Here is a 21,454-nt window from a genome sequence, read left to right as displayed (position 1 = left end):
TCAGCCCTCTAAACCACATGCACAACCCGGCATGGGTTGGCCGCTTGAATTCTCGTAAAGATTGGTGTTTTCCACCGTGTTTCGTGGGGGTCTTACCGACGATGCGACAAGCGGGAAAACCGGGCCCCCAGAACAGAGCGGCGTTTTATACCAGAAACCCCACCCTCCAACAAGAACAAATTCAAGTTCTTCGCACCATTCTCTGCTACGCGAGCCCGCGGAATCACTCAGCCTCGGGGCACCCGCTGCAGGACCGACGCATCGACGCGCAACAGACGCACCACACGCTCGCTTTCCAGGGACATCGCTGACTCGGTGGCCGGCAATTCCAGCAACAATCGCGTCAGGTTGAGCACCAGCGCCTCCCGGGAAAACACACCGCCGCCCAGGGAGTAATAGGCGGCAATCACCTGCCGCAACCCCAGGGGCAACCGCCACTGCGCCCGCAACGCCGAACCGAAGCCCGCCGCCCGCTCGCGCAAGGCCTGCTGCAGTTCCTCCTCGGCGAGCGCCTGCCCACTGTCCAGCCAATCCTGCAGGCTGCGCAACAAGGCCAGTTCGCCAATGTTCTGCAACAGCCCGGCGGTGTAGCACAGCTCCGCATCCAGCTTCATCTGGCGTGCCAGCCAGTACGCCAGGTCGGCGGTGTGCTGCGCCTGCTCACAGAACCCCAGGGCCAAGGCCGCCAGGCGCTCGTCCTGCAAACGCGCATTGCGCTGCACGGCCGTTTCCAGCGCCAGGTTGAGCGAACGCTTGACGCCGAGCCGCGCCAGGGCCTGGGACAGCGTCTGGCAAGGCGCGCCCTGGTGCTGGGCGGCGCTGTTGGACTGGCTGATCAGCCGCGCCGTGATCTGCGGATCGCGCCGGAACACTGCCTCAAGGTCAGTCAGGTTCTGCTCGGTGGCCTTCAGGCAGCGCTCCAGCACCTCGTGAACCGCCTGCATCATCGGCGCGCCACGGGCGCTCTTGCGCATGCGCTCGAGGAACTCGGACAAGCCCCCAGCCGGTATCGCCGAAGTTGCCTGCGGTGTGCCAGCGCGCGGCAGCAGGCTATCCAGACGCTGGCGCAGGTTATCCAGGTCGACCGGCTTGGCCAGGTAGGCCGTGGGCGCCAGCGGCAGGACCGTACGAATATGCTCGGCGGAAGTGCGATCACTGATCAGGATGCATGCCAGCCGCTGTGTCGGCCCATGACGGCGCAACTGCCGCAACAGCCCTGGTCCATCGAGGCCATTCAACTCCCCGTCGGCAACCAGCAGGAGCGGAGCCTGCCGCTGGCAGGCCTTGAGGGCTCGCAAACCATCGTTGACCTGCACGACTTTCATGCCCGGCCGCAGCGCCTGCACCAGTTGGCACAACCTGTCGGCCCTCCAGGGCTCGCTGAACGCAATCAGGACATAAGATGAAATCGGCAAGGCACACTCACAGCGTTGTTGATCGTCGCACTCGGGCATTATCGACCAAGTCTGCCGCCAGCGTGCAGCTTTAATGGCAAGGGACGGCAAAGCACCGGACGCAGCCAACCGATTCCAGGCCCGAAACGAGCCATCCAGTGCTGCAACGCCAATGGACGCCCACGAACGACATGCGTATGATTGCGCCCCGCAACGCACTCGTAGCTCAGCTGGATAGAGTACTGCCCTCCGAAGGCAGGGGTCGTGGGTTCGAATCCCGCCGAGTGCGCCATCTCCTTTCCCTTGTTTCTCAAGGGGTTAGCGCTTCAGACAGAAACCTGTCCTAGTCCTGAAAGTCGTTTTTGCCACAAATTTGCCACACTTGAATGTGGCGGGAATGGTAGGAATGGCAACAATCAGGAATCGCGGCGAGTATCAGTGGGAAGTGCAGATCCGCCGTAAGGGCTATCCAGCCCAGCGCAAGACCTTCGAAACCAAAGCCGACGCCCAAGCCTGGGCACGCATGATCGAAAGTGAAATGGACCGTGGCGTCTTCGTCTCCCGAGCCGAAGCGGAGCGCACGCTGTTCAGCGAGCTCATCGATCGCTACATCGGCGAGGTTGCTCCCAAGCACAAGGGCGCCTATTCGGAAATCAAACGCCTCGAAGCCCTCAAGCGGCACCCGTTGGCCAGTCGCATTGTCGCCACCCTCACATCTTCTGATTTCGCGCGCTACCGGGATGAACGTCTGAAGATCCGTAAGGGCAACACGGTCAAGCGCGAGCTCGCGCTGTTTCAATGCGTGCTTGAAGTTGCTCGGCGCGAGTGGGGCATTCACCTGGCCGACAACCCTGTCCGGATGGTCAGCCGGCCCAGCTACAACGACGAGCGTTCCCGCCGTCTGGCACCGGATGAAGAGACGTATCTGCTGGGCGCTTTCGAATACTACGAACGGCGTGAAGACGGCACCTTTGCGGATGGTTCGCACAATCCCTGGATTCGCCCGATCGTCCAGCTCGCATTAGAGACAGCCATGCGCCGAGGCGAGCTATTCGAACTGCGCTGGAAGCATGTCAGCCTGGAGCGGCGAACGGCTCATCTTCCCGCAACGAAGAATGGCTTTCCTCGATCGCTGCCGCTTACGCCGAAGGCAGTCGAGCTCCTTCGCAGCCTCCCAAGGTCGCTCTGCGGTCGGGTATTTCCAACCACCCCAGATGCCCTCAAGAAGGCTTTCGTGCGTGGGTTAGTACGGGCGCGGGCACGTTATCTGGATGATTGCGAGAAGGAGGCTGCAACGCCTCAGGAAGACTTCCTGCTTGATCTGCGTTTCCATGACCTTCGCCACGAAGCCACCTGTCGTTTGGCGACCAAGCTGCCGAACCTAATCGAGCTTGCCAGCGTGACCGGGCATCGTGAGGTCAACATGCTCAAGCGTTACTACAACATCACAGCGGAAGAGCTGGCCGCCAAACTAGCCTGACCGTTAGATCTCGAGCCCCAGGGAGTGCGCAAGCTCCCTGGACTCACTGCTCCGCTCCACAGCCCTCTTTGCAACCAGCAAGTCTTCATGGCGTTGCTGCTCGAAGGTTTGGAAAAAGCTCGCGGCAATCAACTCTCGGGGTAGCGATTCGGGCGGCTGCCCCTTTTTCAGCCTACGTATCAGCTGACGTGCCGTTATTTGAGCCGCCTCCAATTGGAGAGTGCGAAAGAACAGGTCGCGCGCAACCCACATACGAAACCAGTTGTTTGCGATCGCCAAAAAAATCATGCGCCGATAAGTCGGCCAGGTCATGCGAGTTTCGCCACTCATGTAGCGCCGTAAGACCCTGCCGTCATGCGAGCTACGGATTCCAGAAATTTCCTGCTCGGACATCAAACGCTCCAGAGCCACCATCGACAGCCCTGAGGACTGCAACAATCCGCTGAGTAAATAGACCGCTAATCGTTGCGGAGCACGTAAGGCAAAATTTTTCCGCCCCTCTTCGAGATGCATGCGTATCTCTCGAATCACGAGATCGGTTGCTTCGTCATCGGTGAGTTCGGAATCGGTGTGCATGTATCGATTCTTTAGCTAACTCCCGCTCATGTCAAAAAGCTGTCCTAGGTAGCTCGGCTTCCTCTGGCGAAAACTGAATACATCGAAATGCAGCCAGGCGAAAGAAATCATGAGCGTCGATTACGAAACCATCCAGAAAATCCAAAAACTTGGCGACGATGTGCTGATCGGAGTTGTTGAGGTGGCGGCGTTGACCGGCTTCAGCATCCTCACTGTTCGGCAACGAAAGTTGCCGGGCCTTGACCCTGTACCGGGCTTGTCTCGTCTCCGCTGGCGGCTGGGTGATTTGAGGCAGTGGATGCGCGGTGGCCCTAAGAGCAAGACAGCCATAGATACTGCCGCCACTGTGAACGATCCATCTCGGCCGGTCGGGCGACCTACCAAGAAGTCGCAGGTGGAGGGGCGGAAATGACTCAGGATATTCAGGCCCCGGAACCGTCCGGAGTAGGGCCCCCAAACGGGGATATGAAGTTTGATCCCCATTGGTTCCATGTCTTCAAGTCCATGGTGGACAACGATCTCAGAACCCTCGGCCCATACGCTTTTGCCGTGTATTGCGTGATCAAGTCGCATTGCAGGCTCGAAAGTGGCTTGGCTGAGCCAGGTATCGAGACAATTGCTAAGAAAGCGGGAATTAGCGCCAGGCAGGTGATGCGCGAGCTGAAAACGCTTCAGGAGCATGGCTACGTTAAAAAGATCCGGGTAAGCACAACGGCTATCGCCTGCAAGAGCGCCTTTCCGTGTTCGACCCACTGGGCGAGAAAAAAGCAGTGGTCAAGCTGGAGTATCAGCCGGCCAAGATTCAAGAGCTGGTGAGGGAGCTCAAAGAGATGCTGCGCACCCAGCAGTTCGCGGGAACCAGCATTCACATCGAGAAGCTGCAAGTCATTCAGTGTGAGAACAACATCGACATCCAGGTTGGCGGACGGGAAGCACTACAGCAGTTGTCCCAGAGCAGCCCGAGTTTGCACCGCATACTCCTGTCGATCGGGAAGGCAATGAATAGGCCCGAATGCGACTAACTCATGTGACTGCCTGTCACCTGTCTGTGAGTCAGGTCAGAGGGTAGTTCAGGTGACTACCTGGCAGGGGAAACATCTGTACAGGTGCCGGAGAGTCACCCAAACAAGAAGAGAAATTTAAAGATGCGTACGAGCCCACCGGCCCGGTCGGAGATGTATGTCTGCCTTCTGCCGCCAATGCAGAGCCTTGCCGTCAGCAGGCAGATCTACTTGCTGGGTTTGTAGAGTACGGGTGGATCATATCGGCGCCGCTTAGGCGTGCCCTCTCGTTTCCGCATCGCCTCGCGGAGTCTCTCAGCATCAGCTTCGATAACCTCGGGCGGGGCCTCCCTGAGAATTTGGAGCAGACGTTCACGATTCAGCCGCTTGGTTTCCAAGATCTCTTCGAAGCTGCTGTCAGCTTCACGGGGCTGGCGCATCGAAGCATTCCTCAGGAGTAGCTTGCTTGAACACTAACATCCCTCCCAAAACTGTGCAGCGCAAAGGCCCAAAATCGTTCCTCGATTCATTCCCAGAAACGTTCCGCAAATCGTTCCCGTTGATATGTCTGAGGGCTCGTTCGCGCCTACACCAATCTGTTTAATTTTCTGTGTGGAATATATCTGCAATCTTGATTCGCTTTTTTCTCAAACTGTTCACCGGATTATCCACGCAAGCGGGGGATATACGCTGGACAAGGTAGGGGTTGCTATACCGCCGTAAACGGCGAAATAGCAATCGGTCGGCTGCAGTCGTTGCACTCCCTTCCCGACCTACCACCCTGCTCAGGGCAAGCCCCGAGACCCCAAAAGCGCAGCCAATTTAGAGCCTGCCTGAGATCCCATGCAGGGCCAAAATTTCGTGCTCTGTAAGGCCATGCCGCTGGTGGTTTAACCCTTCCTCTGAACACAGAGTCTGATGCTCCAAGTCCTGCTGAATAAGCAACCTTTCCAACAGGATAATCTCGCCCGTCAGCTCCATCCGGCAAAGCTCCGCCGGACTGTTGAGCGCCCAGCGATCAAGAATCTGCCAAGCTCGCGCATGGAAGGACGGAGAATGCCGGACAGCCTCTATCGTGTCGCCCGTCAGCACGGTGGTGGCGAGAGAGAGTGGGGGGTTGTTGCTCAGCATGTGGATCTCCTTCTTGAAGGATTGTTGACTGTCGGCTTATGCGCCGAGCAAAGCGGCCAACCTGGCTTCGGTGGCAAGCACCTCGGTTGGTTTCAGTACAAGGCTGAATACCGGGAGCCGAGGGTTGCGGGTCAGCACCTCAAGTCGGTGGTTACGCTTCCCGGCCGGCACAATGCGCCAAGAGCTGATCTCATCCAGTTGGAAGAAATGCCCTTTGCCATCGATGGGGTAGGCCAGCAGCCTGCGTGCTGCTCCATCAATGCCGAGGTAGGCATCGCTCATTTTCGCGAATACCTCGACCTGTGGTCTGAAGCCTTGAGCCTGGAACCCTGCGGCCAGCCGTTTGAGCTTGCTGGCATAGCGTTGATCGCCCCACCAGAACAGCCAAACACCGCCGACGAAATACAAGACCAAAGCCCAGAATAACCAGCGCACAGCCGGGTCAGCGCCGCTGCTGATTCCCAGGAAGAACGCTAGGTTGAACCCACACAGCACCAGGACAATCAGCAAGAGCGCCCCGATCGGTATGCACCCGATAGCCCACAGCGTTCGCAACAGCTCCCACATCGATCTCATCATTCGCTCCAGCATCAATGGATGAAGCGAAATTATCTGAAAATCAGATATCTTAAAAGCAGATATAGCTTGGCAAGCCGCCCCCTACAGACACGCGGCAATGACCAAGGCTATCTACAGACCCGAATACGAGGTTTTTCTTCAACATCTTAAGCGGCTGCGCATTGAGTCCGGATTGACGCAAGCCCAGTGCTCTGAGGCCCTTGGGCGACCACAATCCTTCATGAGTGACGTCGAGCGGGGAGTGAGAAGGTTGGATATCGTGCAACTGCGCGATCTATGCCTAGTGTTAGGAACCGACCTAGCTAGCTTTTCCAAGGCATACGAACTGGCACTCACATCCGATAGCTTGGGCACCTAACGCCACCTAAATGACAGAGGGAACATGATGGCCAAAATGTGGATGATTCGTGGCGAATCCGGTCGGCTGTATGACGACTTTCGGGAGCGAGGTGTTGCAGCTATTGGCTGGTCACAACTGGCGGCCGTAGCCAAGCCAAATATGTCGCGCAAGGAAATTACCCAGCTGTATCAGCAGATAGAGCCGAACATCAAGCTCGGAACCGCCATTTCCGGTGCCTCTCAGGTCTGGCGTTTCATAAATGAAATTCAATCAGGTGATTGGGTGGTGACTTATTCACCTGCCAACCGCACTTACCTGGTCGGTAAGGTTACAGGCGGCTATGAACATCACCCAGAGCTGGCTGACATCGGTATGTCGCTGATCCGCCCGGTTCAGTGGCAAAATCAGGAAGTCGACCGTGACAGCCTGAGCACCGCAAGCAAGAACAGCCTAGGCTCTACTCTCACCGTGTTCGTAGTGCCTGATTTTGCCCTGCAGGAGTTATCAGCCATAGCAAATGGAGCTAGCACTCTCCTGAAACCAACAGTTGATGTAGAGGATGCCGACGGCGACCCTCTAGCAGGAATGGCAGTCCTAGCTTTTGAGCGCATCAAAGATCTAATCAACTCACTCACCTGGGAGGAGATGCAGGATCTAGTGGCAGGTCTGTTGCGCGCGATGGGTTATAAAACTCTGGTTTCCCCTGCTGGACCAGACCGTGGCAAAGACATTATTGCTTCGCCAGATGGTTTTGGTTTCGAGAACCCGCGCATCATTGTTGAGGTCAAGCACCGAAAGGAACAGATGGGTAGTCAGCAAATCCGTAGCTTTCTTGGCGGCCGACACAAGGATGATCGTGGCCTCTATGTAAGCACCGGGGGGTTCACCAAGGACGCTTATTACGAGGCTGATCGAGCAAGTATACCTCTGACTCTATGGACTCTAGATAACGTAGCCCGAGCGCTAATAGATAATTACGAACTTGCTGACTCTGCAACTAAAAGACTAGTTCCCTTGAAGCATACTTATTTTCCAATATAAATAAGACACACCCGTGCTGCGGCATACTTTCAATTCACATATGGTTTTACTGGAAAATACACCTGCTTATTTAACTGCTTCCTAAATCGCACCAATAAAACTTATTGTACGAGATTAAATTTTGCGAATTCCACTGTATGAAGGGCTTGAAAGCTCTTACGAAGACATTGTATATCAGTTTCTAAGAAGAGCTCTAGAGGATAAAAATCATACCATTAGAGTAAAAAGATCAGGATATCCAGAAATTGATACAATAGTTCCCTCCGCAGCATCTGGGAAATTAGGTAAGGGCGCTAGCGATGCTTATATATTCAGAGAGGCAAGCCCTAGCGGACTTTGTGGACTCATCGAACTAGAGTCAACAGGAAAATTACAGGCTGGAATAGCGCAAATAAGAAAATATGCAGCCGGATTTTTCGAAAAATCACTAAGTGCCGCACAGAAACAAACTGTTAACTCGATCACTGAGCGCAATCTAAAGCTATTTGTCTTTGACGGGAGATCTATCTATCTGTCTACCTTTAGCTTAGATTCCGGGAAAGAGACCATTCTTATAAATGGCCAAAGCATAGATAGTAGCAATGAAATCTCTTTAAATAATCAGTTGATTTCCTTATTCCCTCGTGCTTCGCGGAAAGCGAAGATAAACGAAGACGAGCTAATAAAGCTAACGGCAAAGATTATTAGAGGCCATGAGAAGCTGCAACGAAACAAAGCACTACTAATGACGTTATTGGCTTCGATCTATGGGGCTACAAATGAGAGCACTTATCATCACGCACTGGAAGCCATAAAATCCTCGCAGTTCGACTACGATGTAAAGCTTTATCAGACTTACAAAGACTTCCTAATTGAAATAACAGAAGATAATGACAAGGAAAAAATTAAACAACTATACGAAAAAGTAGCGATATATCTATATGACCTATCCAAAGACCAAGGGATGGACTTGTATGGGTTCATATATGAAGAACTTGCCAGCAAGGAAAGTAAAAAAGAGCAAGGCGAATATTACACTCCAAGGCACACTATCAGGCCCGTGCTAAAATCTGTTTTCGAAAACTACTTGGCCTGGGATGCAAGCGAGCTAAATAAAAAAATTGTTCTTGACCCATTTTGCGGGTCTGGCGGCTTTCTCTATGAATATATAGAAATAATTAGGAAAAAATTCAATTTAAGCGACTCATTAATAGATGAGATCGCAGGAAAAAGCCTTTGGGGATTCGATAAAAGTAATGTACTCGGAGCCTATCTTAATCTTTTTCTCGCCGGGGATGGCTCAGCAAATGTTTACAGAGTAAGAACATCAATAAATTGGAGAAAATATTTTGTCTACAAGGACGAGAAAAACAAACTCAGCCGGTTGAATGATACAAAAGCAATAAAATTTCATCTAAAGCAAAATCTGGCCGACATTAATCGCCATCTCAAAATGCTTGCTGGAGTTGATGTCCAGATTTCCGAGCATGACATTGACGAATTTATTGAGCACGATAGTCCAGTAGATGCTTTCGCAATGAAGAAAGCAGGTTTAACATCCTGCAACAAAGATGAGCGCTATCTCGGAAATGTAGATCTTCTCATCACAAACGTCCCCTATGGGAGTGTCACTGAAAAACGTGAGCAATTCATTGAGTCAGGGCAGCCTGCGTATGGCGCTTCGTTAGAATCCAATGCCCTCAGGGAATGCATAGATTATCTGAAGCCAGCCGTAAAAAAAGGGAAGTATATCCAGCATGCCGGCGGTGTGTGTATCGCCATTGTCCCTGACTCGGTTTTAGAAAACCCAACTGACAAACCCATACGCGATTATTTAATTTCTAGATGTGAAATTCTTTCTATAGTAAGCCTGCCGCCTTTTACTTTTGCTCCATACGCTATGGAAAAGACCTACGTCCTCATCTTTCAAAAACTGGCCCCTGAAGATTTTGGTTATTACCGAGAGCTCGGCGAATGTTTTATGTACGACTCGATTTGTGACGGAAAGGCAAATTCAGTAAATAGGTACAAGACTGATCATGTTGCCAATTTTGAAATAAATGACTACAAGGGTAATAAAAGAATCGTAGAGGCTTATATCCATAACGATTTTGACCCGTTCTTTGAAAGTCTTGAGCCTAGCTCATATTCTTATCTCTCAAAGCTCGAGTGGGCCTGGAGGAAAGATTTTTCAAACTACAACCCTAACTGGGATCAAGAGAGGGTTTCTGAAGTCTGGGATAAGGGCGGATGGAGAGTACTGCCAGGCAAAAAATGGGGCTATTTCCCCCTAAAAAGATTCAAGCAGCTTATTCAGAAGGAAATTAAATCTAAAACACTTTATCGCAAGATTCATAGCTATCTTGAGAGTCAAGGGATAGACAAGCAAGCTTTCTGTGACGACTATGAGTTTTATAGAAATAAACTTATCGGCGATGTCGAGTTATCCGCAGCAGAGCACGAAAAGCTACACGCAGCGCAGCTCGCTTTATTAGATGTAGAAGCTGAATCTGTCACTCTTTACGAAAATCAAGAGATTGAAGATGTAGACCTAAACCCTGCATCTCATAGATATCTGGGAGTTAAAAAAGAGTCCTACAATTTTGAAAACCACTTAGAGCTAGTTCTAAATAGAACTTACGCATCTCTTGATAGAATAATAGATGAATTTTGCCACGACTTCTCTTCAGCATTTATGCCAGTGAGGCTCGGAACGGAGTTCGAGGTCATCCAGGGCACACAATTCTCTAAAGTCGACGCCTATAAAAATCCAGGTAACGTAGCTGTTTTTACAGCAGCTACCGATGGACCAGCTTATTTCGTTAGCGAAAAAATATCGGGAAAAGTCAAAGTCAACGGACCGTCATTAATATGGAGCCGAAAGGGCGCGAAGGCAGGTACAGTCCAAAAATATAATGAAAAAGACGAGTCGGGAAACTATCTTCCTTTTTTCATATCGGACGTATCTGGCACTATTAAGCCAAAGCCAGAAAAAGTTGATAGCTATGATCTTGATTTCCTTCTGGTGTATTTCTCCGGATTACTAAAAAATGAGCGCACATCAAATTCCAATAATGCCCAGGTAAATAAGAGTAAAATTGAGAATTTAATGATATTTCTGCCCAGCCTTGAAACCCAAATGAAAATCGGAGATTTAGTCCGAGCTACTGGCCACCGCTAATGCACGCGATAATGTAAATACGCAGGGTCAGACGGAGTTCTTTGCCACAAATTTGCCACACTCGCCCCGCTAACTGGGGCGAAAACGCGCCAATCATGGCGACCATAACCCTTTGATTTTCCAGCTAATCCGCGCTAACGTATTGATTCTAAACGTCGGCTTTTAGGACTCCGAAGGCAGGGGTCGTGGGTTCGAATCCCGCCGAGTGCGCCATCTTCTATCCCTTGGTTCTCAAGGGATCAGCGCTCAAGACAAGCATCTGCAAGCCCTGAAAGCCGTTCTGCCCACGACGCTCCTGCATTTTCGAAACAGGCAGCCTTCATCCCGACATTCGTGCCTCCAAACCGCACGCATTCGCTCAGACACCTGGCTAAAGGATCGTTCAAGGCTGCCGCTAAGTTGAGTGCAATGACTCTCCCCCGTAGCAATTGCATCAATTCTGCCTTCTTGCCCTGCATCAGGCAGACAGTTTGATAACACAGCGCACCAGGACTCAGGGAGAGGCGCGAATAGAGATTTTTCCATGAATAACATGCCAATATTCAATTCATACACTGTCGCAGATCATAAATCAGGCGAAGTGTGGCGAATAACCAAGCCTACGGAATACAACCCAGATAATGTAACAAAACAGAGTGACGCGAGTGAGCAGATAGAAGCAGGCAACCATGTACATATCAGCCAGCAGGCATTCGATAAATACAAGGATTATGCCGAATCTCTACAAACGATCAATACAAACGGTAGCAAGCCCGTAATTTCTGACGGCGTTCGTATCCATGACCCCAATGCACTTAGCGAGAAAGAAAGCGAAGCGTTACTGAATAGCCTCAATGAAGACCCGACTATTAAAATGTATCGGGAAATAGCCGAACGCTTTCAGCTCATAGATATAGCAACCATTGAATTACGTACAACCACAGAGAAACTAGAGCAGACCTATAACACCTTGATGGAACAAGTCGGTCGACAACGCCCAGATCTCAAGAACAAGTCCTTTGGCTTCAGCGTCAGCGCCGAAGGACGTATCGTCCTCCAGAGGACCGGTAGTTTGAGCACCGAACAAATTGACTATCTAGATAAAGCATTTAATGGTTCAAGCACCTTAGTCAAGCAAGCAATCAATGTCGCCGAGGCTCAGATCGCTTTGACAAAGGCTGAGGGGTGGAATAAAGGCTTTATCTTCAATCGTGACAACTACACAAACACCATTGATCTTGGGGCCGACCTTTCATACAGGCGCGAGTCCAAAGCCCTTCCTCGTGGTACGGGCCAGATCCCGACGGCCCCTGTGAAGATCGAGAACTACTGGCGAACACAATTGATCAGTAATGGCGAAATAGACCCTGCCCTGGGGAATAAACCAATTAACAATTGACGTGCACCTGACCAACGCTGGTCGAATCAGCCACTACGGGGTGGTCGATAACTGAAAACGTTCAGTATTGTCACAGCGTCCCACGCTACGACGCCGAACCAGACGAGAAGCGCAGGATGCCGGCGTGGTTCTATGACTGGAAGGCCGCGCCACCTTATGACGAAGACCTGCACGGTGATGTGCGCACGCAAATCGCGGCAGTGCTGGCGGCGTCGGAGTGAGTAAGCCGGGCGCCAGATCGGTGTTTTCCGTTATCCCTCGATAAAGCCCGCCCGGATGCTATTCACATAAGGAACGGGGGAACGCAATCAGTCCCCTCGCACCTGTGGAGAGAGGGAAAGCCGATAGTTTTGCTGGGGTTTCGGCCCTCTCCCCCAGCCCCTCTCCCGTAAACGGGAGAGGGGAGTAGGCGCGGACTACTTTGAGTGAACAGCATTACTCTCCGGGCAGTTTTATCGTTCCTGGCGCCACCGCATCCCGGCTTCCACCCGGCAAATAAAAAGGCCGCAGGGCGAACCCGGCGGCCTTTTCGTACATCGCGACGGTTTACTTGCTGTAGACCATCACGCCGTTCTCACCTTCGACGAAGCCGCGTACCGGCCGGATCTGCGCATCGCTGAGCAGACCCGTAGCGAATACCTGCTCCGTCGGCGTGCGCTGGACCAGGGTCGGTTGCAACAGCGCCTCCATGAAGCGGCGGCTTTCCGCCAGGCTACCGCCAATCACACGGGCACCCAGGTCGACCCGCGAGGAGTCGTTCAGGTCGCCCATGAGTTCCTTGATCAGCGCGCTGTTGCCGTTCTGCGAGGAAAGCGAGACTTCCCAGGCCCGTACGTTCGCCACGCCCGGCAGGTTATCGAGGATCAGCGGCGCCACGAACACCACCTTGCCACCACCCGGATTGCTGGAGGTCTGAACCTCGGCGACGGTCAGGGTGTTGGCGGCCTTGTAGCTAACCTGGCCGTTGCCGGCGTGGGTCGCGCTGCTGGCGGCCATGATGATGCTGCCGGAGCTGTCGAGGCTGACGTTACCACTGCCACTGGTGCCGATATCAGCGTCCTGGCGGATGTTGCCCGCCGTCAGCACGATATTGCCGCCACCGGTGTTCTCGATGTCGCCATCCAGGCCCAGGTCGCCCGCGGCGGTCAGGACGATATCGCCCTGGCTGGCGGTCAACGCGGTGCCTGATTGCGAGGACAGGCTGAGCTCGCCATTCGACAGGCTGTTCAGGCGAATACCACCGTTACCGCCAACGGCCGCCAGGCTTTCCACGTTCACGTCGAGGGCGTTGCCGCTCTGGCCGACACCGCGCGCAGCGAGCAGGTCGAGGCGCTGGGCATTGATGTTGCTGGCGGTATTGCCATTGGCATCGAGGATCGCGCCATCGAGTGTCTGCAGGCGCACACTGTGGCCCTGGGCATCGATCTGCCCCACGGCGAGGTTGCCGCTGTTGCTGACGACCTGCACGTTGCCGTTGGCAGTGCTGGCATCCAGGCGATCCAGACCATCCTGTTCCTGGATGAAGATATCGCCCGCTCCACTGACCACCGCGTCGAGGCTGGTCGCCTGGGTCTGCAGGGCACCACTGCTACCGATACCCGTGCTGGCCGCCAGGTTAAGGCCTCCGGCACGGACCTTGGTGCTCTGGTCGCCATCGTCGAGCAGTTGGCCGTTGTCCGCCGTCAGGCTGACCGAGCCACTGCCGCTGACCTCACCGATGACCGCATCACCGTCGAGAACGGTTACATCGACGTTGCCGTTGCCGGTGGTGACACGCTCCAGGGTCACAGCCTGGGACTGCTCCAGGATGATATCGCCGGCCACGCTGCTGGCGTCGAGGGTATTGCCCGTGACACTGAGCGCCCCTTGCGTACCATTGCCGATGCCGCTGGCGGCCTCGAGCTGGATACGATCACCGGTGATGCCGCCGACAGGTAACGAGAACAGAGACAGCAGACGACCGAACAAACCTGGACGCTGCGTGACGATGTCTTCACCCGACTGCAGCAGCACATCGCCCGTGCCGGCATCCACGTGGCCTACGCCGATCTGCCCAGCAGCTGTCACTTCGATGTCGCCGCCATCCGTGATCAGGCTGGTCAGGGTGATGGCGTCCGTCTCATCCAGTTTCAACGACGAACCCGCACCACTGACCGAAACGCTGGCGGTGTCGACTTCCGTGCGCAGGTCGACGCCCGTCGTGGCGTTGACATAGAGGTCGCCGCCCTTGACCAGACCGTTCGCCAGCGTGCTGACATTACCGCTCGACACCAGGTTGATCTGCTCGCCTTCGAGCTGGTCGATCTCGATATCGCCGGCCGTGAGCTGGATGCTGCCGTTGGTCGCACTGACGTTATCCAACACGATATCGTCGGCTTCATCGACGATGATCGAGCCATTGACCGTGCTCGCCGTCAGGTTGTCGATGTCGCTGCGCAGGGCGTTCGTCAGGCTACCGATGCCCTCGCCCGCGCTGGCGACCAGCCCTTTGGCGCTGACGTTGTAGTCTGCATCGCCATGCACGTCGATACGACCGTCGCGAGCGCTCAGGGCGACATTGCCGTCCATCGTATAGAGCTCGTCGATCAGCAGGTCGCCGCCCGCCGCATACTCGATATTGCCCTGGCCGACAGCGACCAAGGCGCCATCGCTCATGCTCAGGTCACCCTCGGCACTGACGCTCACATCGCCCTCGGCAACAGACAGGGTACCGCTCTGCTGCACATCCCCATCGGCCTCGACCGTGATGTCGCCGGTCTGGGTGGACAGGTTCGTCAGGCTGGCGTCGCCGCCCGCGCTGTAGGCGATATCGCCAGTACCGTCGATGCGTGTATTCGCCAGCATGACCAGATCAGCGCCAGCATCGACCGTGATGTTGCCATTGCCGGTGTTCAGCAGGGCGTTCTGGATCAGGTCGCCGCCGGCGGACAGCAGCAGGTTGCCGGTGCCGGTGGTGATCCGTTGCAGGCTGGCGTCCCCCACTGCCGAGTAGGTGACATTGCCGGTGCCGTCGATGCGTGTATCGGCGTTCATCAGCAGATCTGCGCCTGAGCTGACCGTGATGTTGCCACTGCCAGTGTTCAGCAGGGCGTTCTGGGTCAGGTCGCCATCGGCGGACAGCAACAGGTTGCCGGTGCCGGTGGTGATCTGTTGCAGGCGTGCGTCACCCACTGCCGAGTAGGTGACATTGCCGGTGCCGTCGATGCGTGTATCGGCGTTCATCAGCAGATCGGCGCCCGAGCTGACCGTGATATTGCCACTGCCGGTGTTCAGCAGGGCGTTCTGGGTCAGGTCGCCATCGGCGGACAGCAACAGGTTGCCGGTGCCAGTGGTGATCTGTTGCAGGCTGGCGTTGCCCTCTGCCGAGTAGGTGACATTGCCGGTGCCGTCGATGCGTGTATCGGCGCTCATCAGCAGATCGGCTCCAGCAATCACGCTGATGTTGCCGTTACCGGTGTTCACCAGGGCATTCTGGGTCAGGTCGCCCGCGGCCTGGAGCAAGATGCTGCCATCGACGCTCTGGACCGTCGCGTCCTGCAGCAAGTTGCCGCCCGCCATGACAGCGATATCGCCGTTACCCGTGACAGGCGCGCCCTGGGCAATGCTGACATCACCCTCCACGGCAACCAGCATTATCTGGCCACTGCCGCTGTTGTCGACCGCCTCGTCGACGGTCAGGTCGCCCTCCAGGGTGCCGACGAGAATGTTGCCGCCCTGGGTGTTCAGGCCGAGGATGGCCGGGTTGCCCAGGTTGGGCGTCACGCCGCCGATGGTCAGGCCGCCATCGAGGTCGGCGACCAGGATACCCCCCGTACCGCCGCTGGCTTCGAGACGATCGACGCGGACAGCCAGCCCCTTTCTCTGGCCGATACCGCTGCCGGCGCTCATGGCCAGGTTGGCGGCATCGATGTTGCTGGCCTCGTCGTCACGCACGCTATTGATCGCCTGGCCAGCGATCAGGGTCACGGTGTCTACGTCGGTCCCCGTGGTCAGCGCACCCAGGTTCAGGTCGCCGCCCGTGGTGACGGTCACGTTGCCGTGATCGGTTTCCAGCAGGCCGATGGTCAGGTCGTCGACTTCGGCCAGGTTGACCTCGCCGCTGGCGGTGACGTTGACGGTGTTGACCTGAGTGTCCAGCGCGCGGGTAGCGTTGCTGCCAACGGCACCGACGCTGCCTGTCGCCTGGATGTTCAGGGTATCGGCGATGATCAGGGTTGCGTTGTCCTGATCGTCCTCCACCGCGCCTGCGACATGCAGGTCGATCTGGCCCGTACCGGCGTCCAGGCTGCCGACCACGACCGCGCCACCGGCATTGAGGTCGATGTCGCCACTGGCGGTGCGGAGGTTGCGCGCAGTCACGGCATTCGCTTCGCGAAGCGTGATGTCACCGGCGTCGGTGACTTCGACATCGAGGGTATCCACCTCGGTGTCCAGGTCGATGGAGCCGGCGGCGCTCGCCACCAGGGTGCCACCCTGCACGTTACGCTCGACGGTGTTGCCATCGATGATTGAGCCGCCGGTGCTGGTCAGGCTCACGGTGTGGGTGTGGGTGCTGTCCTTGACCAGTTGGTCGATTTGCAGCGAACCGTCGGTGGTCACGCTGATATCGCCTGCGCCGGTGATGCCTTTGACAGCACCCTGGCTGCCGATGGTCAGCAGGGCGCCGCCATTGGCGTTGACAATGGCTACGCCGCCGTTGCCGGCGTCGGCCGCCAGGCGGTCGGTCTGGGTGTTGACGGCCTGGTTGGCACCGATGCCGTTGCCAGCGACCAGCAGCATGTCCGGCGAGAACAGGGTGCCGCCCTGACCCAGGATGGCGTTGCCGGCGTTCAGGCCGATGAAGGTATCGCTGACCACATCACCGACCACACCGATGTTGCCGGTGGCCGAGGCGACAATCTTCTCGCCGCTGGCGACACTGATATCACCCAGGCCGAGATTACCGGTGGAGTCCAGGTACAGGCTCGAATCGAGGGCAGCGCCATTGTTGATGTTCAGGCGGTTGGCGGTGATACCCAGCGGCTTGTCGGCGGAACTGTCGATCTGCTGGTTCAGGTTGTAGGCAGCCACGGCCTGCCTGCGCACTTGCAGGGCAGCATCGCGGGCGGTGTTGGCCTTGAATACAGCGAGGTCGGCGGCAGCCTTGGAGGTCGCGGTGGTGTCGCGGATCGCCGTGGTGGTGGCCAGGTTGGTCGCGGCGGTGTAGATGGCGGCGTTGGCCACGTCCAGGGTGTTGTTCAGTTCGACCAGTTGGTCCTGCTCCGGCGCCAGGCTGTAGCGCTCGTAGCTGTCCAGCGCCAGGGAAGCGGCGGACATCACCAGGTCGACCACGGCGAAGGCCGCATCGGCACCGGCGTCACCGGAGAACGGGATGGCCTGCGCCGCACCTGCGATCACTGCCGCAGCGTTACGCACCACGGTGGCAGCGTTGAGGGCAGTGTTCAGGCCGTCGGCGACCTTCGACATGCTGTCCACTTTGTTCGACTGGTTGTTCGCGGCGATTTCGGCCAGGCGCTGGGTCAGCTCGGCCAGGCTGTTCTGCAGGGTGGCGGAGGTGACCAGCGCCTCATAGTCCTTGAGCTGCTGGATCAGTATGTTCAGTTGCAGCAGCTTGGCAGCTGCCTCGGCATCGCGCGCCGAGTATTCGGCGATGGCGGTGTCGCGGGTCAGCTCGGCGGTGTACTCGCTCGGCGTGCTGGCGGTCAGGCTGACAACGTTGCCGCGAATGTTCTGCGCGGTGCCGTTGCCGTCGAGGATCACGCCGCCGGCCGAGGCCACGGTGACGTTGCCGGTAGTGCCGGCATCGAGCATGCCGATGGTGATGTTCGACTGCGCCTGCAGGGTGATGTTGCCGCCGTCGGTCTTCAGGTTGCCGGCGATGATCACGCCGTCATAGCCCGGGACTTCGACACTGGATTTGGAGGTCGCGATCAGGGTGATGCTGCCGCCACCCGGCAAGTAGATGGTGTCGTTCTGGTTGAGGAAGACGATGTTGCCCGAGGTCGCCTTCAACACCAGCGAACCGCCATCCATGGTGATGGTGCCGCCGCTGTTGTCGAGGATGGTGATGGCAGTGGCGACGATGTTGATCGCGCTGGTGCCCTTGCCGGTCAGCGAGCTGGCGTCGACGGCCACGGCGCCGGCGTTGGTCGCAGTGACGCCACCGGTACCGCCAGCGGCGGAGAGGAAGCTGACGTCCAGAGCGAGATCGCCCTGCTGGCCGATGCCGTTCGGCGCGCTGATGTCCAGCGAGCGGGCGACAACGTTGGCGCTGGCAGTGCTGGTGCGGCCGTCTTCGATGCTGCCACCGGCGGCGATCTTGACGTTGTTGCCACCGGCATTGACGTTGCCCAGCTTGATGCTGCCGTCAGCCTGGATCTGGATGTCGCTGCCGGTGCCGCCGCTGGTGATCTGTTTCAGGGAAATCAGGTTGCCGCTGGCCTGGCGGGCGTAGATGCCGCCGTTGGCTGCATCGATCACCAGCTCGTCGACCTGGATCTCGATGGCATCGCCGCTGGTGCCAAACGACTTCACCGCGGCGCTCAGGCCACTGGTGATGAAGTTGGCCGCCGAGCCGTTGCCGTCGGTGACGTTGCCGGACACCTTGAAGTCGATGGTGCCGCTGGCCTGCAGTTGGCCGACCACGGTGTCGCCCGAGTTCTGGAAGGCGATCTTGCCGTTGCTGGCGAGGACGTCCAGCAGGGTGATGGCGCCGATGTTGGAGAAGTTGACGTCGCCGTTGGTGGCGGTCAGGTTCACCGCGCCCGCGACCTTGCTGGACAGGGCCTTGGTGGCGCTGCCGATCGAAGCGGCGGTGACGTTCAGGGAACCTGCGGAAATCACCGTGCCCGGTGCGCTGGCAGCCGCGGTCACGGCGCCGCCGGCGGTCAGGTTGACTGCGGCCTTGGCGTTGACCGAGTTCACTTCCAGGTTGCCGCTCTGGTTGATGCTGACGGCACCGTTGGTCGAGGTGGCGTTCGCGGTCAGGGCCAGGTCGGTCGAGGTGTTGGCGACGTTGGCGATGCCGTTGCGGCTGGTCAGGGTCAGCTCGCTGGCCTGGGTCTGCAACGCGGTGCCGACGGCGCCGATGCTGCCCGAGGCGTCGAGGGTCAGGTCCTTGGCGACCACGCTGCCGCTACCCTGGGTAATGTCACCGGCGGCGGTCAGGGAGACGCTCTTGTCGCTACCGGCATCGATGCCGCTGAGCTTGAGGCCCGCAGCGGTGTTGCTGAAAGACACGTCCATGGCCTGCAGGCGGGTCAGCGCCAGGCCATTGGTGTTGCGGCTGTAGGTCAGCGCGCCGCCACTGAAGGCGACGTTGGTGTCACCGTTCGGCGTGGTCACCGAGAGCGCTTCCAGGGCCTTGTCGTTAGTGGCGTAGACGCCGGCCTGGGCCGCGGTGGTGGTGGCGGTCAGGGTGTCGACGCTGGTGCCCAGCTTCTTCGCCGAGGTGGCGATACCGGACTTGGCGGTGGCGATCAGGTCCTTGGCGGTGACGTTGGTGGTCGAGCCGCTGGCGGAGATGATGCTGCCGTTGCCGGCGGTCAAGGTTACCGCTGCGCCGGCGGCGGTGATGCTGCCGACGGTGAGATTGCCCTGGGTCGCGCCGAGCACCACGTCGTTGTTCGCACCGGCAGCGGTAATGGTGCCGACGGTCAGGCCGTTGCTCTCATTCACATACACGCCGCCATCGCTGGCGCTGGCGTTGAGGGTGTTGCTCTGGGTGCTCAGGGCCTGTGAGGCATCGCCAACCGCGCCACCGGCAGACAGGTTGATGGTGCGACCGACCAGCGAGGTACCCGCCTGGGCAGCCAGGATGCTGCCGGTGTCGGAGGCGACGGTCAGGCTGTTGGTGGCCGATACGGTGCCGGTGACGATGACGCCTTCGCTGGCACTGACCTTGACGTTCCGGGTGCCGGTGCTGCCGTTGCTCAGGGTGATCGAGCCGCTGCTGTCCACCGCGCCGGAGACCGTGGTCTGACCGCCAACGGTGATCTGCTCGCGAGCAATCACGTCGCCGAGGATCAGCGCACCGTCGTTGTCGACGTTGATACCGCCGTTCTGGGTCGAGGCGGAAAGCACGCCGACCTGGGTGTTGACCGCGGTGCTGTCGGTACCGACAGCACCGTCGGCGACCAGCTTGGCCGAGTAACCGGTGACGTTGGCCTTGCTGGTGTCGGCGGACGTGATGCTGCCGTTCTGCGCGGTGATCACCACACTGCCGCCCGCGGCCGGGGTACCGGCCTTGACTTCGCCCAACGCGACGCCGCCGCTGACGTCGGTGACCAGCACGTTGCCGCTCTGCGAGGTGGCATTGAGCACATCGGCATCGACCTGAACCGCGCCCGCTTCCGAACCGATCGAGGCGCCTTCGTCCTTCACGGTCAGGTTCAGGGTAGTAGCACGGGTCGAGCTGTTGCTGCCGGTGGTGATGGTCTTGCCGGCCGTCAGGCTGGCGGTGGTGGTTGCCGCGGTGGCGACGCCCTTGACGGTGCCATTCTGGACGATGTCGCCCGCGTCGATGGTCAGTTCGGTGGCTTCGATGATGCCGCTGTTGTTGACTACCGAGCTCATCAGGCCGCTGGCCGCATTGCCCTGCAGGAGCACGGTCTGGGCAGTGACGGTACCGCTGTTCTTGACGCCTTCCAGGTCGCTGCCGGTGGCCGCGGCCAGGGAATCGCCGGTGACGCTGAAGTTGATCAGGTTGCTGCCTTGCAGGTTGACCGTGAAGCGGTCACCGGCGGCCATGGTCACGCGACCGACGTTGGCGATCACGAAGCCGGAGTTGTCGACTTTCGGCGCGACCAGGTAGACGAAGCCACCAGCGCCGCTGGTGATGGTGCCCTGGTTGGCGATGCTTGCCAGGTCCTTGCCCGCAACCTGGCTGAACTCGAGCTGGCCGCCACTGAGGAAACTGGAGTCGGTGACATCGAAGGTAGTGGCCAGCAGGCCTGCCACGTCGATCTGTGAACCGGCACCGAAGACGATGCCGTTGGGGTTGATCAGGAAGATGTTGCCGTTGGCCTGCAGAGCGCCCTGAATGTTCGAGACCTGGCTGCCGAGCACCCGGTTCAGGGTGATCGAGTCGTTACCGGCACTCTGGGCGAAACGCACCAGCTCACCGGCGTCGATGCTGAAGTCGGTCCAGTTGATGATGCCTTTCTGCAGGGCCTGGGTGATCACCAGTTCGTTGTTGTTCATCGAGCCGATGGTGATGCCGCCACTGACGACGGTGCCGCCGGTCGGGGCTGCCAATGCTACCGAGCTGCTGGCGCCGATCACGGAAACCGAGACCGCCTTGATGAAGCTCTGTGTACCTTTCTTCTTGCGGGACATGAATACTTACCTGTGCGAATTGGGTGTGGTTTCCGTGG

At 57.4% G+C, this 21,454-nt stretch carries 13 protein-coding genes and 1 tRNA gene; 9 read left to right on the top strand and 5 right to left on the bottom strand.

All coding sequences use genetic code 11. From position 1 onward, the window contains the following. Positions 1–227 precede the first annotated feature (227 nt). Positions 228–1,415: an HDOD domain-containing protein gene (locus HW090_RS10840; protein WP_179113541.1), complete on the bottom strand. Its 1,188-nt coding sequence runs from the start codon at positions 1,413–1,415 to the stop codon at positions 228–230. A 194-nt stretch (positions 1,416–1,609) separates the two neighbouring features. Here HW090_RS10840 and HW090_RS10835 point away from each other — a divergent pair. Next, positions 1,610–1,686 (top strand) — tRNA-Arg (locus tag HW090_RS10835). 114 nt (positions 1,687–1,800) lie between these two features. Then, a complete protein-coding gene (locus HW090_RS10830) occupies positions 1,801–2,874 on the top strand; it encodes a site-specific integrase (RefSeq protein WP_179113540.1) in 1,074 nt (357 codons plus the stop codon). 3 nt (positions 2,875–2,877) lie between these two features. Here HW090_RS10830 and HW090_RS10825 read toward each other — a convergent pair whose 3' ends face one another. After that, positions 2,878–3,450, bottom strand: a complete 573-nt coding sequence (locus tag HW090_RS10825) for a hypothetical protein (protein WP_179113539.1) — start codon at positions 3,448–3,450, stop codon at positions 2,878–2,880. A gap of 109 nt (positions 3,451–3,559) precedes the next feature. Here HW090_RS10825 and HW090_RS10820 point away from each other — a divergent pair, with 109 nt between their 5' ends. Genes HW090_RS10820 through HW090_RS10810 form a run of 3 tightly spaced genes read left to right on the top strand, consistent with a single transcriptional unit; the run spans position 3,560 to position 4,472 of the window. Then, on the top strand, positions 3,560–3,862 hold the full coding sequence (locus tag HW090_RS10820; RefSeq protein ID WP_179113538.1) for a hypothetical protein: 303 nt from the start codon (positions 3,560–3,562) through the stop codon (positions 3,860–3,862). Beyond that, positions 3,859–4,266: a helix-turn-helix domain-containing protein gene (locus HW090_RS18170; RefSeq protein WP_179113537.1), complete on the top strand. Its 408-nt coding sequence runs from the start codon at positions 3,859–3,861 to the stop codon at positions 4,264–4,266. The genes HW090_RS10820 and HW090_RS18170 overlap by 4 nt, the downstream gene beginning before the upstream one ends. After that, the gene (locus HW090_RS10810) at positions 4,191–4,472 is read left to right on the top strand and encodes a hypothetical protein (RefSeq protein ID WP_179113536.1); all 282 of its coding nucleotides are present in this window, start codon (positions 4,191–4,193) and stop codon (positions 4,470–4,472) included. The genes HW090_RS18170 and HW090_RS10810 overlap by 76 nt, the downstream gene beginning before the upstream one ends. Before the next feature lie 801 nt (positions 4,473–5,273). On the opposite strand, the gene HW090_RS10805 is transcribed toward HW090_RS10810, so the two are convergent. Next, the gene (locus tag HW090_RS10805; RefSeq protein WP_179113535.1) at positions 5,274–5,582 is read right to left on the bottom strand and encodes a hypothetical protein; all 309 of its coding nucleotides are present in this window, start codon (positions 5,580–5,582) and stop codon (positions 5,274–5,276) included. A gap of 36 nt (positions 5,583–5,618) precedes the next feature. Further along, positions 5,619–6,149, bottom strand: a complete 531-nt coding sequence (locus HW090_RS10800; protein WP_256930658.1) for a hypothetical protein — start codon at positions 6,147–6,149, stop codon at positions 5,619–5,621. A gap of 109 nt (positions 6,150–6,258) precedes the next feature. Here HW090_RS10800 and HW090_RS10795 point away from each other — a divergent pair, with 109 nt between their 5' ends. The 4 genes from HW090_RS10795 to HW090_RS10780 all read left to right on the top strand — a co-directional run bounded on the left by HW090_RS10795 (position 6,259) and on the right by HW090_RS10780 (position 12,080). Then, complete coding sequence (locus HW090_RS10795) at positions 6,259–6,519, top strand: helix-turn-helix domain-containing protein (protein WP_179113534.1); 261 nt, start codon at positions 6,259–6,261, stop codon at positions 6,517–6,519. A gap of 27 nt (positions 6,520–6,546) precedes the next feature. Beyond that, positions 6,547–7,542: a restriction endonuclease gene (locus HW090_RS10790; protein WP_179114892.1), complete on the top strand. Its 996-nt coding sequence runs from the start codon at positions 6,547–6,549 to the stop codon at positions 7,540–7,542. Between the two features lie 121 nt (positions 7,543–7,663). After that, a complete protein-coding gene (locus HW090_RS10785) occupies positions 7,664–10,702 on the top strand; it encodes an N-6 DNA methylase (RefSeq protein WP_179113533.1) in 3,039 nt (1,012 codons plus the stop codon). A gap of 523 nt (positions 10,703–11,225) precedes the next feature. After that, the gene (locus tag HW090_RS10780; RefSeq protein ID WP_179113532.1) at positions 11,226–12,080 is read left to right on the top strand and encodes a hypothetical protein; all 855 of its coding nucleotides are present in this window, start codon (positions 11,226–11,228) and stop codon (positions 12,078–12,080) included. A gap of 546 nt (positions 12,081–12,626) precedes the next feature. Here HW090_RS10780 and HW090_RS10775 read toward each other — a convergent pair. Beyond that, positions 12,627–21,416, bottom strand: a complete 8,790-nt coding sequence (locus HW090_RS10775; RefSeq protein WP_179113531.1) for a filamentous hemagglutinin N-terminal domain-containing protein — start codon at positions 21,414–21,416, stop codon at positions 12,627–12,629. Between the last annotated feature and the right edge of the window lie 38 nt (positions 21,417–21,454).

The organism is Pseudomonas sp. ABC1, from assembly GCF_013395055.1.
Classification (GTDB): domain Bacteria; phylum Pseudomonadota; class Gammaproteobacteria; order Pseudomonadales; family Pseudomonadaceae; genus Stutzerimonas.
This window is presented reverse-complemented; position numbering and strand designations above follow the sequence as displayed.